Here is a 14806-nt window from a genome sequence, read left to right as displayed (position 1 = left end):
TTAATATTCTAAATAATCAAAGAAACGAAATATTTTACCATCAACATGTAATGTCTACTAAGTTGAAACATATAACGATAGATTATAGTTCAACATGTATATACATATAGAACACCTGATTACCTATATACACATATTTATAATAGGTTTTATCTTCTTCTATAGCTACACTTCAAGACATGGACATTATGACGTTACGAACAACACATTTAGGGAGGAAAGAACAATGAAGAAAAAAGTTGTACCTGTTGTTGCATCTGTTTTAGGGGCAAGTCTACTACTAACTGCTTGTGGGGGAAATAAAGATAATGCGAGCGGAGCGAAAGCAAACGATAAAGCACCTGATAAACAAGCGATTAACTTATCATTTGCTTCAGAAATTCCAACAATGGATGTTGCAAAGGCAACAGACGGGGAATCCATGAATGTAATGCGAAATGTTTTTGAAGGTTTATATGCAATGGGAGAAGATAATAAACCAATTCCTGGTGTTGCTGAGTCGGTTGACGTTAGTCCCGATAAAACAAAATATACATTCCACCTGCGTGATTCAAAATGGTCAAACGGTACTCCTGTAACAGCAAAAGACTTTGTCTTCGCTTGGCAACGTGCCGTAAGCCCTGAAACAGCAGCTGAATATGCATTCTTATTCTTCGATATACAGAATGCAAAACAAATAAACCAAAAACAATTACCAGTTGATCAATTAGGCATCAAAGCTCTTGATGACAAAACTTTAGAAGTACAACTAGATCGCCCTGTTCCCTACTTCTTAAGCTTAACGACATTCTCAACATTCTTACCAATTAATGAAGATTACTTAAAATCCCAAGGTGATAAATATGGTTTAGAAACAAATCATTTAATTTACAACGGTGCCTTCACATTAGGTAACTGGAAACATGAACAAAGCTTCCAATTGAAGAAGAACCCTAACTATTGGGATGCTAAAACTGTAAAATTAGAAGAAATCAACTTCAATGTCGTTAAAGATAAGTCTACAGAAGTTAACTTATATGATTCAGAACAAATTGACCGTGTTGCTTTAACTGCGGAGTTTGTTGATAAGTATAAGAACGATTCAAACTTCAAGGAACGCGCTGAAGTCGGTATCCAATTCTTACGACTAAATCAGAAAAATGCAGTATTAAAAAATCAACATGCACGCCTCGCTATTAACGGAGCAATGAATAAAAAAGCATACGTAGAAACAATTTTAAATAATGGTGCAATCCCAGCAGAAGGAATGGTTCCTGCGAAATTCGCAAAAAGTCCAGACGGTAATGACTTCCGTAAAGAGAATGGAAATCTAGTCAAAGATGATGTGAAATCTGCAAAAGAAAACTGGAAAAAAGCGAAACAAGAACTTGGTACTGACAAAGTAACAATTGAACTATTAACAAGTGATAATGCTTTAGCTAAGAAAACTGGTGAATATTTAAAAGGTGAACTGGAAAAAAATCTAGATGGATTAACAGTGAATTTAAAACCTCAACCACGTAAACAACAGTTAAAACTACTATTAAGTGGTGATTACGAAATCGGAATCGATGGCTGGGGCCCTGACTTCGCGGATCCTATTACATTCTTAGATCTATTCACAACAGATAGTGCTTATAACTTCGATAAATACTCTAACAAAGAGTACGACGAGCTTATTCGTAAAGTAAAAACTGATTTAGCTGGTGATGAAAAAGGTCGCTTTGAAGCAATGAAGCAAGCTGAAAAAATCTTATTACAAGATGGTGCTGTCGCTCCTTTATACCAACAAGGCCGTTCTTACCTACAACGCGGATTTATTAAAGGACTTGTAACAACTGATTTCGGCGGTGAATTTAACTACAAGTGGACAGAAGTTGCAAAATAATAAAATAAAAAAGGTATCCTTCGTGGGGTACCTTTTTTATTTTATACTTCTTTAACTACATGACTTTTTCTCTTTACTATTCCTTTTATAGATACAGTAACCACTGCTACCACTTGTGTAACTAATATAATGACTAATAATGAAATAATATTTTTCTCTAAACTAACCCCCCAAAAATATTATTGTGTAATAACCATTCGCTGCATATGTTGCGGGAAATAATTCGCCGATTGTTTGAAATGCCTATATACATACAAATTTTTTCAATTTAATTAATACATAAGCATGTGTCCCCCCTTAAGTAAATAATTTATTTGGTTTATACATAATTACATGAAATTGGGAAAAACTTGTATAGAACAAATTTACATAAGGAGGAATTTATAATGAGAATTTTACTATCAGCTTTATTAGCTCTTATGCTAGTACCTGCATTAACAGGATGTAAAGCTCCTGCAAAAGAAGACACAACTTCTAATAAAAAGACTACAGAAGAGGCAAAAAACGAAGCTCCTGCTGATTTAAAGCTAAATTTCAATGAATTTGATTTAAAAGCGGACTATCAGGATACAAAGAAAGACTACGAAGCTGATTATAAAAATGTAGCAGCCGATAAAAAAATGGAAGCAAAAGTTGAAGACCATAAAGCAGATGTAAAATTAACAGGTGATGAAGCTATTACAAAATTAAGCCCTCTTCTACAAGAATTAAAATTTGATAAAAACACACCCGATCAAGAAGTAATTGATCAAGTAGTAAATGTATTCAAACTTGATAAAGACTATCAAAAATTCGCTTTAGAAGTTGTCTTCTCTGATGGAACGAAAAAAGAATATAAAAGAGAAATAAAATAAAGAAGTAGGCAGATGCCTACTTCTTTATTTTTTAATTTTTACGTATCTTAGTTCTGGACTAGAACCGATAATGAATTGGACGCCAGATACTGATGGTTTTTGTAAATATGAAGCACTTGGGAAAATAATTGGGATTAATGGTGTTTCATCAAACATAATGTCTTCTGCTTTATGCAATATATCAAAACGTTTATTTTCATCTTGTTCTGTTTTTGCTTGATTAATTAAATTATCAAATTCTTTATTGTACCATTTCGCATAGTTACTTGGACCATCACCTGCATATAATTCTAAACGGGCACTAGGGTCTAAGTTAGAACCTCCCCATCCCATATAAGCTAATTGGAAATCACTTTGCTTGTATGTGTCGATGTAACTCTTCCACTCTTTATTTTCTAATTTAATATCTACACCAAGGTTTTTCTTAAACATTTCTTGCATTGCTTCTGCTACTTTTTTATGTTGTGTATCTGTAGTGAATTTTAATGTTACTTCAGGTAATGTAGACCATCCTTGCTCTTTCATACCTTCTTCTAATAGTTTTTTCGCTTCCACTGGATCAAATTTTACATAATCGCCTTTTTCTTTACGGAAATCACGACCACCTTGTGTTTTTGCCCCTTCTGGAACGAATGCATATGCTGCTTGTGCATTATTTTTATACAATTTTTCAACGATAAATTTACGATCAACTGCTAATGAAAATGCTTTACGTACTTTCGCATTTGTAAATGGCTCTTTTTCTACGTTAAAGGAATAAATATAAGATGAAAATCCTGCAACGCGTTTATATTCTTTATTTTCTTTTTCTTTCTCAATCATCTCTTGTGGTAAACCACTTAGTAAATCTAATTCTTTTGATTTAAATAATTGATACGCTGTTTTAGAGTCTGGAATAATACGAAACTCAATTTCTTTTAATGTTACCTTTTTATCATAGTATTCTTTATTTTTTTGTACTGTAATTGCTTGGTTATGCTTCCATTCTTTTAACGTGAATGGTCCGTTCGTAATTAACTCTTTTGGATCTGTTTTTAATTTATTATTATCATCAATTGATTTTTTAGATAATGGAATAAATAATGAACTTGCTAGTTTTTGTTTGAAAGAAGCAACTGGATATTCAAGTGTTACTTTTAATGTTTGAGGATTAACCACTTGAATCCCAACTTGTCCCTCTTCACCTTTTCCAGTATTATATGCCTCTGCACCTTTAATAAAATACATTTCTGTCGCATTCATAGAACCCGTTTTCGGATTTAATAATCGCTTCCATGCAAACTCAAAATCATTTGCTGTAACAGGAGAACCATCTGACCATTTAATATCTTTCTTTAAATGAATTGTATATTCAGTCCCATCAGCATTTACTTCTTCTTTATCCGCTAACTCATTATGGATTTTCCCATTGTTATCCTCAGTATATAGACTTGAAAATAAATTCCCAATTACATATCTCGAAGTAGTATCTGTCGCAATAGCGGAATCAAGCGTATATGGATCACTACCAATATTCGTTACTAATCGATCCCCTTCTCCCTTACCAGCACTCGCCTTTTGCGTCTCTTTCTTACCGCACGCAACAGAAGTTATTGCTAAAACAGTCATAATGACAAACAGTAAAAACTTCTTCATCCTACATTCTCCTTTAACCTGAAATTTTTGGTGTTGATGCTAATAATGTTTTTGTATAAGAATGTTGTGGATTACGGAATACTTCGTCCGTATTTCCAAATTCAACAAGTTCTCCTTTGTATAAGACAGCCACTTTTTCACATAAATAGTGAACCATCGGTAAATCATGCGCGATAAATAAGTATGTATAGCCTTGTTCCTTTTGAATCTTTTGTAGCAAATGTACAATTTGGATTTGCAGTGAAACATCTAATGCTGAAATTGGTTCATCAAGGATTAATACTTCTGGCTCACATAATAGCGCTCTTGCAATGGCAATACGTTGACGCTGTCCACCGCTAAATTCGTGTGGGTAACGATCAATATATCGTCTATCTAATCCAACACGCTCTAGTGCATCACCTGCGACTTTATCTTTCAGTCCTTTATCACCTAAACCGAACGAAATATATCCTTCTGTTACACTATCGCGTACTTTCCAGCGCGGATTTAATGCAGCTGTAGAATCTTGAAAAATGAACTGTACTTTCTGCAAGAACTCCCGCTTATGAGCTGACTTCAGCTTGTGAACAACTTGACCGTTATAATCAATTTCACCAGACGTTGGACGCTCGATCCCAGCTATGAGCTTACCAAGTGTCGTCTTTCCAGAGCCACTTTCTCCAATAATGCCAAGCGTTGTTCCTTTTGGGATAGAGAGTGTTATATCTTTTAACGCTGCGATTTCTTTATTTTTACTTCCATACGCTTTCGTTACTTGCTTTACAGTAATTAAATCTGTCGTCATGAGGCATTCACCCTCTCTTTTGATTTCGCTTTATTATGCTCCAGAATATGCTGCCAGCAATGTGAACTATGCTCCTCAGAATATGTTGTTCTCTCTGGGAAACGATGAATACATTCTTTTATCGCTACTGGGCAACGATTTACAAAAGGACAGCCAAAGCTATTTAATGTTTCAATGGAAGGTGTCGTTCCTTCTATAGCACGTAATACTTTTTCGGAATCATCTATATTCGGAATTGCTTGTAATAAGCTTTTCGTATATGGATGTTTAGGAGAACCTATTACCTCCTGTATCATTCCTTTTTCAACAACACGTCCCCCGTACATCACAACTACTCGATCAGCTACTTCACGTACAAGTGCTAAGTCATGTGTAATGAGTAAAATGCTCGTATTTTGTTTTTCTTTTCGCTCTTTTAATAGCCCCATAATTTGTTTCTGAATCGTTACATCTAACGCTGTTGTAGGTTCATCTGCAATTACAAGTTTCGGATGGCAAGCAAACGCAATGGCCAAACAAATACGTTGCCTCATACCACCACTTAATTGATACGGGTATTGTTCAAAGCGTTTCTCTGCTTCATGTATGCCTAAATCATTTAGTAAGTTAATTGCAATTTCTTTTGCTTCTTTCTTCGATTTCTTTTCATGCTGCACAATTACTTCTGTAATTTGTCTTCCCACCTTCATCGTCGGATTTAAAGATGAAAGCGGGTCTTGAAAGATAAAGGAAATATCTTTCCCGCGAATTTGATTCCATTCTGATTCTTGTAAATTAGTTAATTCCTTTGATTGGAAAGATATATTTCCATCATCAATATGAATCGATTCTTGATTTAAGCCGATAATTGATTGTGCTGTAACACTTTTCCCTGAACCACTTTCTCCGACAAGTGCAACTATTTCACCTTCGTTAATAGAAAAGGAAACATGCTTCACAATTGCTTGCTTACTAGTCTCTTTTTCAACGGCTAACGTTACGTTTTCTAAAGATAAGATTTGCGCCATGTTTTTTCTCCTTTCGATTACGTTTTACGATTTTCGGATCAATCGCATCTTGCAAACCATCACCAATCGCATTAAATGCGAACATGATTAGTGCAATCATGATTGCTGGGAAGAAAAGTTGCCACCATTCACCGCTTAGTAATGTCCCGAGTGCATCGTTCGTCATCGTGCCCCAGCTTGCCGCTGGTGATTGTACTCCAAGTCCGATAAAGCTTAAAAATGATTCTGAGAAAATAGCTGCTGGAATTGTAAATGATAAATTTACGATAATAATCCCCGTTAAGTTTGGAATTAAATGCCCATATATAATTTTCATATGAGATGTACCTAATCGCTCTGCTGCGATAACAAATTCTCTTTGTTTTAAAGACAAGACTTGCGCTCTAATGAGACGTGCCATGCCAATCCATCCCGTTAACGCAAGGGCGATTATAATTGTAAAAAGTCCTGGTTTCATAACGATTAATAGTAAAATAACAATTAATAAATATGGGATACCGTATAACACTTCAATCCCTCTTATAATCCACTCATCAATTAACGTTCCAAGACGATTACGCCCTCTCACGTATCCACTAAATCCACCGATAAGTACACCGAGTCCTATATCGAGAGCTGCTGCAACTAACCCAACTGTTAGTGAAATTTTCCCACCAGCCCAAGTACGCGCCCAAATATCTCTCCCTAAATCGTCTGTTCCGAACCAATGCTCACTACTAGGCGGTAAATTAGTTGCTTCTTTTACTTGTTCACTCGCAGTAAATGACGTTAAACTTTCGCCAATAAGTGAGAAAACAATAATTAGTAATAACGTCACTGCCCCTAAAACTGCTATAGGATTTGATATAAACTTGCGAAACACTTCCTTTTTTCGGCTAATCGTTTGCTGATCTTTATTTATAGTTAATTCTTTTTTCTCTTCATTCGTTAATAACTGGTCATTAATTTCATAAGCCCCCATTTAAACATCCTCCTCCTTACGTAATAGAACGAATACGCGGATCAACAATACGATGAATGATATCTGTAATAAAAATACATACAATTAATAGCGAACTATAGAAAATGGTTGTTCCCATAATTACCGGATAATCTCGGTTAAAAATACTATCTACAAAATATTTTCCTAAACCAGGAATTGAAAAGATTTTTTCAATAACGAAAGTTCCTGTTAAAAGTCCTGCCATTAATGGGCCAACAAATGTAAGTACCGGAACAATTGCATTTCGAAGAGCATGTCTTATAATGATTTTCTTAATTGGTATACCTTTCGCTCTCGCTAGCTTAATATAATCACTCTGCAACACTTCAATCATATTAGAGCGAACAAATCTTGTAATAACTGCGATTGGCCCGAGCGCTAATGCGAAAGAAGGTAATACAGTATGCTCAAACGTTCCCCAAGACGCCACTGGTAGTAATTCAAATTGGATGGCGAATACTTGTATAAATAGTGGAGCTAAAATAAAACTAGGAATAGAAATACCGAGAATCGCAAGCAAGCTCACACTATAATCAATCACTTTCCCGTGATATAGCGCGGCAAATGTACCTGCGGCAATTCCGACTAACAATGAAATAACAAATGCTTGTAAACCAATAATTGCTGATGGTCCAAAACCGGTTGTTATAATTTCCGATACACCTTGACCTGTCGATTGAACAGATTCACCAAAATCAAAATGAACTACCCCATCCAAATAAGCAACATACTGATTCCATAACGGTTCATCAAGGTGATACTTTGCTCTCATGTTTTGTATCACTTCTTCCGGAAAGATTTTCGCATCTGACGAAAATGGATCCCCTGGAATAATATGCATAATTAAAAATGTTACTGTCGTAATAACCCATAGTGTAAATACCATAACCGATAGTTTTTTAACAACATACACTCTAATAACCACCTAAACTCATAAATTTACTTTGTTTTATTGACGTATCTTTCCCATTACTCCCTTTTCTCTTCTTAAAATACAAAAAGCCTTGATCTTAAAAAATAAGATCAAGGCTTAATAAACAAAGGCCCATCACTTATCTTTCAAGACTTGCTTGCTGGAATTAGCACGGTGTTCTATTACAGAACCCGCTGCTGAGGTGTCATAGGGCCAGTCCCTCTACCTCTCTGGATAAGTAAATTGCTATATTATTATTTGGTTCAAATTGTATATTTTGAATTATAATTCTGAAAAAATGAAAAGTCAATCTAATTGGATATATTTAGAAAAATCAGTTTTTAATGGCGTTATTTCTTAAAATCACTACTTTAACTTATAATAAAGTGAAACTTTAATCAGTGGGGATCTTTGTCCATCCTTCACTGATTATTAGCCCACACCAATCGGGCTGCCCGCAAATAGCGGGATAAAATTAATTACTTTAAAGGAGTTATACGATGGATCCCTTACTTCTAGCCAGCATAGGATTGCCATTAACAATCGTCATACTCTTCATCATCGGCTTCTACAAACTCTTCATTAAGAAAAAACGTATCACTTCTTTTTATACTCCATTCGATAATATCACTGGACAAACAATTTCAGAATTTCACGAAGAACAGAAAGTATTAGTATCCGAGGATGAAGATGGAGATGGTAAGAAGAAAAAATAACCTTGCGCATGCGCAAGGTTATTTTTGGGCCTCTGTTTGAAAACGTTTATAGTATGTCGATGCTGTTGCAAAATTAATTTCTATATCACGAATCAACGAGGAGTCTTCTTCTTCTGCTAACTTCTGCAATTTTTTCATTGATTGTTCTGATTCATTTAAGAAACCAACATATAATTCATGTTCCTGTTCTTTCGACTTCGGAACACGAATTTCTTTACGCATATGATCAATATCTTCTAACATACCCGTTGTTACCTGTTTCACGTCTTCCTTATATTTAGCATTAGTTATTTCCTTACCGCCCTTTTCTTTTGCCACTTCAAATAACTGTAACGCTTTATTAATTTCTTTGTTCATTTTCGCATCATACTTTTCATGTACCTCTTGATACACTTTCATATCTTCTGTCTGTTCAGTAGATTGCTCCACCTTTTCTTTCGGTTCTTTCGCTTCTTTATTCCCATTACATCCTGCTAGAAGGAGCATACCTCCCATTACAGCAATACCCAAAACCTTCTTCATCTTTAATTCTCCTTTTATCTACAGCTACTTCTAATTATAGTTTCTTTTATCTCCACTTGTTTTATTATACCGAGAACATCCTAAATTTTGTACTTAAGATGATTCCTTAATATATATACCCACATTTTTGTCACAGTATCGTCACTTTATGCAAGTAACTTTTGCATGAGTTATTTCAAAGAAATGAAAAAAAGAGCTGATTCAAAGAAATGTTTGAATCAGCTCTTTTTTGTTAAGCCTCTAAATTTTGTTTTTGTTGCAGTTCAAACTGCTTTTCACTTCTTTTTGCCATGAATAAATAACATAACACAGCACCAATTTCACAAAGAGCTATAACAACACCCATAGGAAGTGCGGTATTGCTTCCACCAATACCTACTAGCGGCGCTACAAGTGCTCCTGAGATGAACTGTAATAATCCTAGTAAAGCTGATGCTGTTCCTGCAGCCTGTTTTTGATTTCTCATCGCTAATGAGAAGCCAGTTGTTGATACAACCCCAACACTTGATACAACAAGGAATAGCGAGCATAAAACACCGATTAACCCTATTCCTAATACAATTGTAAGTAGTAACGATAGGCCGCCAACAGCCGCAATAATAATACCGGAAACAAATAAAGTCTTCTCATTAACTTTCCCCGCTAATCGGCCAGTAACTTGGCTAGCAATAATAATACCGATACCGTTAATTGCAAAGAACAAACTAAACTGTTGTGGTGATGCCCCATATATATTTTGCAACACGAACGGTGAACCAGAAATATAAGCAAACATTGCAGCTGTTACTAATCCTTGCGACAATGCATACCCCATAAATAAACGATCTTTCAGAAGCTTTCCGTATGTTGCAAGCGTTCCTGATAATCCACCTGTCTCTCTTTCTTCAGGTGGTAATGTTTCACGTAATACGAAAGTGGCTGATATTAGCATGAATACACTAATTGCTCCAAGAACGATAAAAACGCCGCGCCATGATGTGAACTGTAATAATTGCCCTCCAATAATCGGTGCCAAAATAGGTGCAGCTCCGTTTACTAGCATAAGCAGTGAGAAAAACTTCGTCATTTCAGAACCTGAATACATATCACGTACCATTGCACGTGATATAACGATACCAGCAGACCCTGAAGCACCTTGTAAGAAACGTAAAAGCACTAAACTCCAAATCGATGGTGCAATAGCACAAAGTAAAGAAGAAGCAACATAAATAATAAGAGCGATAATAAGAGGTTTGCGTCTTCCGTAAATGTCACTAATTGAACCTACAAATAATTGTCCCACTGAAAGCCCAAGTAAACAAGCTGTCAATGTAAGCTGCGCAAGAGATGCCCCCGTTTGTAAATCATCCGTTAATTTTGGTAAAGAAGGCAAATACATATCAATCGATAATGGCCCAATTGCCGTAAGTGTCCCTAATACAAGAATCATCCATAACCTGTTTGTCTTTACAGGTTTATATACTTCGTGATTAACTCCATTCACTTTTTTCATTCACCCTTTCATATAAATATCGAATCGTAACAATTATAGTTACAACATAAATATACGTCAAGTATACTGTATTTTCCTGTTTAATAATGTAAAAAAAGCGATAGAATCTCTATCGCTTTACTTTTTCAAATTACTATTTGCAAATTTAGATACAGATGCCATCGTTTCTCCTGTGTCTAAATATGTGATTTGAATTGGATCTCCTACTTCTGTAAACATTGCATATGGGAATTTCTTCGCTGGTACCATAAATACTTTTTGCTCGTTTTCTAATAGTACGTACACAATCGTATTTTCACCTGATTTTTCTTTGTACACACGTTGTACAGTGCCTTCTTTTTGCGCCTCTTTCCCATTTGAAGTCGGTCTAAATGAATCACCACTTCCGCTTAGCGCATTTTTATAGTTCTCAAGTGCTTCTTTTTGCGTCGAACCTGACGCAAACACTTTTGCATTAGAAGCATATATAACAGTATGAGCACGTACTAATCCGCCGTCATCAATAACTGGTACAATCCAAGAAGGTTTACCGTATACGTTATAAATAACTGGCATTGTTCCATGCCATTTCTCTCTCTTAAAGGAATTATCTACTACTTCTGTAGCAGCCGAGCCGTCCATAATTCCCTTCACTTCTTTTCCGTTGTAGTAATACAACTTTCCTGTACGTGCATCAACTAATGAGTAGCCGAGGGCAGAATCTACGCCTTCTTTCGGAGAGGTGAAATCTGTAAAGTAATACAGTTTACCATCCTTTCCGAAGATTGGCGTAACGCCTTCCTTCGTCCCCCACTCAGTCGGAATCTTCATGTCAGTTTGTGAGAATTTCGTATTCCAAAATCCGTGAATATATTTTCCGAAGTACGTATTTAACGTAGATGCTGTTTCATGATTTAATACACCATCAACGAATTTGGGTGCATTCCCTTTATCGTATCGTTTCACATCACCTGTTTGTGCATCAACAACGACAACGCCTTCTACTTCAAACCCTGATCTTCCTGAAATAAACTCACCGTATGTCATTGTATAATACGGTTTTCCTTTATCATCAACTTCAAATTTTGGTTTCCCTTTAAAAACTAAATCTGGCTCTGCTTTTCGAACGACACGTTCTAATTTATTACCGAAAAACATGCTTGGTACATACTTCATTTTATATCCAAGATGTAATTTCGCTTCCGCATCAGGATTTGTACCTGACATTGTTACGTAACCTGGAATTGTTTCCGCTTTACGTGCTTTAAAAAATCCCGAAACTTCTATCGGTGCTACATACAAGGCTTCACCATTTACCATTTGTGGCGTTAATTCCCCTAGCTCAAAATAAGCTACTTTCGGAATATCACCAAATACCTTTTTCATTTTATTTTCCGCTGTTTTAGGCGGAACTGTAAACGGTTGGTCATTTTCAGTAAATGGCTCTGAAATATCTTTCTCTACCTTCACGACCGAATCATATTTCTTTTGCGAGATTACTATATCGTGTAAATAACCAAAATAGCCATAACTTGCGAGTAAAACAAACATTAGAAGTCCTTTTAACGTACCTTCTAATTTCCCTACCTGCTCTTGTGAGAATAAAACAAGCCCAATTAAAATCGCTACTGCAACAGAATAATGAGTAAGAATAGAATCTGCTCGATCATCAATTAGCCAGAAATATTCATAGATTACAATACCTATCCAAAATAAAACAGGAATAACTAAAATAGATGATTTCTTACCCTTTACAACTTTCTCATTTCCTCCTTTATCCACCGCGCGAATTTTATTACCGCTTCTAGTCCATGGAATCAAAAACAAAGTGAGAATAGCTAAAACTATAAATTTCATCAAAGGCAATGTCCCCTTTTCTTTTGTCTTCTCCATAAGTATAACAAATAAAGGGTAATCAGGTAAAAATGGGTATGATTATATTTTTTTGCTACTTAATACAATTCCGCTCACTACATATAAAACTGAAGCAATGTAAAAAATAGTCCCTATCGTAAAGAAATCCACTAAGTAACCAGTTGCAATTATAGCTCCCCCGCCACCAATTGATGTCCATACATGGTATTTCCCAATTTCGTAACCAGCTTCCTTATGCGCTACCTTTCGTGCTAATGATGTCTTCTCCGTATTGCGCTGCACAGCACCTAAAATACCCATTAAAATTTGGAGAATGTATACGTGCCAAACCTCTGTTGCAATAGGAAAACAAAGCATTAATATAGCCATGGACCAGGCGTATATAATTAATAACTTTCTATCACCTACTCTATCAGAGATTCTTCCAACTAACGGATATACTAGAGCTGAAGTTAAGGCAAATAAACCGTACGCCCAGCCAAATTGCGAGAAGCTATTCCCAACATTTCGAAGCAATAGAATGTAAAAAGGAAATACCATACTTCCCGCCATCATAATTATGCTTTGTGACGCTACAAATCTTCTATATGTCATTTGCTATACTCCTTATAAAATAAATTCACAAATCGTTCCTCTGGGTCTACTTCCTTCTTCTTCTGAAGGAATTCTTCTATACGAGGATATGCTTCCTTTAGTTGCTCTTTTGCCGGATAAGAATAATACGGTAAATAATAACTTCCATTATGCTTTAAAGTAACATCAATCATCTTCTGAATAACCACTTTTGTTTTCTTTATTTCCTCCTCAGAACGCCCTTGATTAATTAAAAACACAAGCGCAAACATATCATCTTTCGCATAAGATAGCACCGCATTCTCATTCTTTTCTACATAGCGGATTGTAATGTTAAGAAGGTTTAATTCCTCTTCATTTAAAACACTTCGTAAATCATCTATATACTCTGCAAAACTATCTATTGGTACAAAGTACTCTTGTAAAACTTCGGTCAAGTTCGGATTATCATATTCCATAAAAGCACTATCAGATCTCATTACATTATTTCGAGTTTCATACTTACCATCTGTACGTTCAAAATAACTTCTTTGTATATCCCAAAATGCATTCTTTCCCCAATCACTATAACGCGATAATCCAAGCAAAAACTTCGGTGCGGCTATAATATTTTCTTCCTTTAATTCGCTGTATTCTCCCAGCTTCTGTTGATCTTCCGCCAATACATAATCCGTCACATACATTTCTTTCAAGAACGACTTTGGTGCAACAGAAATACGCGCTAAATGCATACGTATATTCTCAGCCTTCTTCACCTTCTCCTTAAAATACGAAGAATATTCCTTATAGTCTAGTACCCCCGTATGCGTTTCATATAATTCATCATTAGTTAACTTTAGCGTCACATCTAAAATTACACCAAACAATCCGTATCCCCCAATTACATACGGAAACAAGTCCGCATTTTCTTCTCTACTTACATTACGTACCGTACCATCTGCCATTAACAATCTGAGCGACTCTACTGTATCAATCAATGCTTCATGACGAATATCACGCCCATGTACATTTACACTTAATGAACCACCAACAGTAAAAATATTTTGAGATTGCATCACTTGAACTGCAAGACCATATGGATTGATTTTCTTTTGAATGTCATTCCATGTGACACCGCTTTGTACCCTAATCCTCTTTTTCTCCGGATCAAACTCTAATATTTCATTATAGCCCTTCATATCAAGCATCGTGCCGTTCGGATAATACGTCTGTCCGCCTTGGCTATGTTGCATACCTGCAATAGAAATCTTCTCTCCAGAAACATTTGCATCTTGCACTAATTTTTTTAATGAACTTTCATCCTCAGCATTTTCAACACGTTTAATTTTCGTTGGAAGTAACTTTCCTACATCACTCATAATAGGATGATCCAGTTGCTCTTTGTATGTATATATAGATGTCGCGAGCAACACTGTATACGCTACAATAACAACTGCTATCTTTCTTTTTTTCAAATGGCACTCTCCTCGTTTGAAATTCTAATCTCACTAGTACTTCTCTCTATTTTTATTGTACCTACTTTCTTAAAAGGAAAATACTACACTGTAAAAAAGAACTATCCTTCTTTTACTTATTGTGAAGCGAAACCATAAGCATGATTTAAA

13 protein-coding genes, 1 pseudogene and 1 riboswitch are annotated in these 14806 nt (G+C 35.6%); of the genes and pseudogenes, 3 read left to right on the top strand and 11 right to left on the bottom strand.

Going from position 1 to position 14806, the window contains the following annotated elements:
- The first annotated feature begins 226 nt into the window (after positions 1-226).
- Positions 227-1867 (top strand): peptide ABC transporter substrate-binding protein, encoded by a 1641-nt coding sequence (locus BAU27_RS20605; RefSeq protein ID WP_071771777.1) that lies wholly within the window; start codon positions 227-229, stop codon positions 1865-1867.
- Positions 1868-1908: 41 nt separating this feature from the next.
- Here the strand turns inward: BAU27_RS20605 and BAU27_RS20600 are convergent.
- A pseudogene (locus BAU27_RS20600) lies at positions 1909-2107 on the bottom strand (ABC-2 transporter permease); the annotation flags it as partial.
- Positions 2108-2253: 146 nt separating this feature from the next.
- Between BAU27_RS20600 and BAU27_RS20595 the strand changes: the two are divergent.
- On the top strand, positions 2254-2721 hold the full coding sequence (locus BAU27_RS20595) for a YusW family protein (RefSeq protein WP_071771776.1): 468 nt from the start codon (positions 2254-2256) through the stop codon (positions 2719-2721).
- A gap of 24 nt (positions 2722-2745) precedes the next feature.
- Here the strand turns inward: BAU27_RS20595 and BAU27_RS20590 are convergent, their stop codons facing one another.
- Genes BAU27_RS20590 through BAU27_RS20570 form a run of 5 tightly spaced genes read right to left on the bottom strand, consistent with a single transcriptional unit; the run spans position 2746 to position 8045 of the window.
- Positions 2746-4356 carry a peptide ABC transporter substrate-binding protein gene (locus BAU27_RS20590; protein WP_071771775.1) on the bottom strand — a complete coding sequence of 537 codons (1611 nt, stop codon included), beginning with the start codon at positions 4354-4356 and terminating at the stop codon, positions 2746-2748.
- 13 nt (positions 4357-4369) lie between these two features.
- A complete protein-coding gene (locus BAU27_RS20585) occupies positions 4370-5143 on the bottom strand; it encodes an ABC transporter ATP-binding protein (RefSeq protein ID WP_071771774.1) in 774 nt (257 codons plus the stop codon).
- Positions 5140-6150, bottom strand: a complete 1011-nt coding sequence (locus BAU27_RS20580) for an ABC transporter ATP-binding protein (RefSeq protein ID WP_071771773.1) — start codon at positions 6148-6150, stop codon at positions 5140-5142. The genes BAU27_RS20585 and BAU27_RS20580 overlap by 4 nt, the downstream gene beginning before the upstream one ends.
- Positions 6107-7111 (bottom strand): ABC transporter permease, encoded by a 1005-nt coding sequence (locus BAU27_RS20575; RefSeq protein ID WP_071771772.1) that lies wholly within the window; start codon positions 7109-7111, stop codon positions 6107-6109. The genes BAU27_RS20580 and BAU27_RS20575 overlap by 44 nt, the downstream gene beginning before the upstream one ends.
- 16 nt (positions 7112-7127) lie before the next feature.
- Positions 7128-8045: an ABC transporter permease gene (locus tag BAU27_RS20570; RefSeq protein WP_071771771.1), complete on the bottom strand. Its 918-nt coding sequence runs from the start codon at positions 8043-8045 to the stop codon at positions 7128-7130.
- 136 nt (positions 8046-8181) lie between these two features.
- Positions 8182-8286: riboswitch (SAM riboswitch) on the bottom strand.
- A gap of 259 nt (positions 8287-8545) precedes the next feature.
- On the opposite strand from BAU27_RS20570, the gene BAU27_RS20565 reads away from it, so the two are divergent.
- Complete coding sequence (locus tag BAU27_RS20565) at positions 8546-8761, top strand: DUF3951 domain-containing protein (RefSeq protein ID WP_071744488.1); 216 nt, start codon at positions 8546-8548, stop codon at positions 8759-8761.
- 18 nt (positions 8762-8779) lie between these two features.
- Here BAU27_RS20565 and BAU27_RS20560 read toward each other — a convergent pair whose 3' ends face one another.
- The 5 genes from BAU27_RS20560 to BAU27_RS20540 all read right to left on the bottom strand — a co-directional run bounded on the left by BAU27_RS20560 (position 8780) and on the right by BAU27_RS20540 (position 14656).
- A complete protein-coding gene (locus tag BAU27_RS20560; RefSeq protein WP_071744487.1) occupies positions 8780-9283 on the bottom strand; it encodes a hypothetical protein in 504 nt (167 codons plus the stop codon).
- 232 nt (positions 9284-9515) lie between these two features.
- A complete protein-coding gene (locus BAU27_RS20555; RefSeq protein ID WP_139254667.1) occupies positions 9516-10775 on the bottom strand; it encodes a multidrug effflux MFS transporter in 1260 nt (419 codons plus the stop codon).
- Between the two features lie 117 nt (positions 10776-10892).
- Entirely contained in the window at positions 10893-12611 is a 1719-nt protein-coding gene (locus tag BAU27_RS20550) for a DUF3981 domain-containing protein (protein ID WP_071771770.1), read from the bottom strand.
- 78 nt (positions 12612-12689) lie between these two features.
- Entirely contained in the window at positions 12690-13223 is a 534-nt protein-coding gene (locus BAU27_RS20545; protein ID WP_071771769.1) for an MFS transporter, read from the bottom strand.
- Positions 13220-14656: an FAD-binding oxidoreductase gene (locus tag BAU27_RS20540; protein ID WP_071744484.1), complete on the bottom strand. Its 1437-nt coding sequence runs from the start codon at positions 14654-14656 to the stop codon at positions 13220-13222. The genes BAU27_RS20545 and BAU27_RS20540 overlap by 4 nt, the downstream gene beginning before the upstream one ends.
- Positions 14657-14806: the final 150 nt, after the last annotated feature.

The sequence above is a fragment of the Bacillus sp. NH11B genome (genome assembly GCF_001884205.1).
GTDB classification, from domain to species: domain Bacteria; phylum Bacillota; class Bacilli; order Bacillales; family Bacillaceae_G; genus Bacillus_A; species Bacillus_A proteolyticus.
This window is presented reverse-complemented; position numbering and strand designations above follow the sequence as displayed.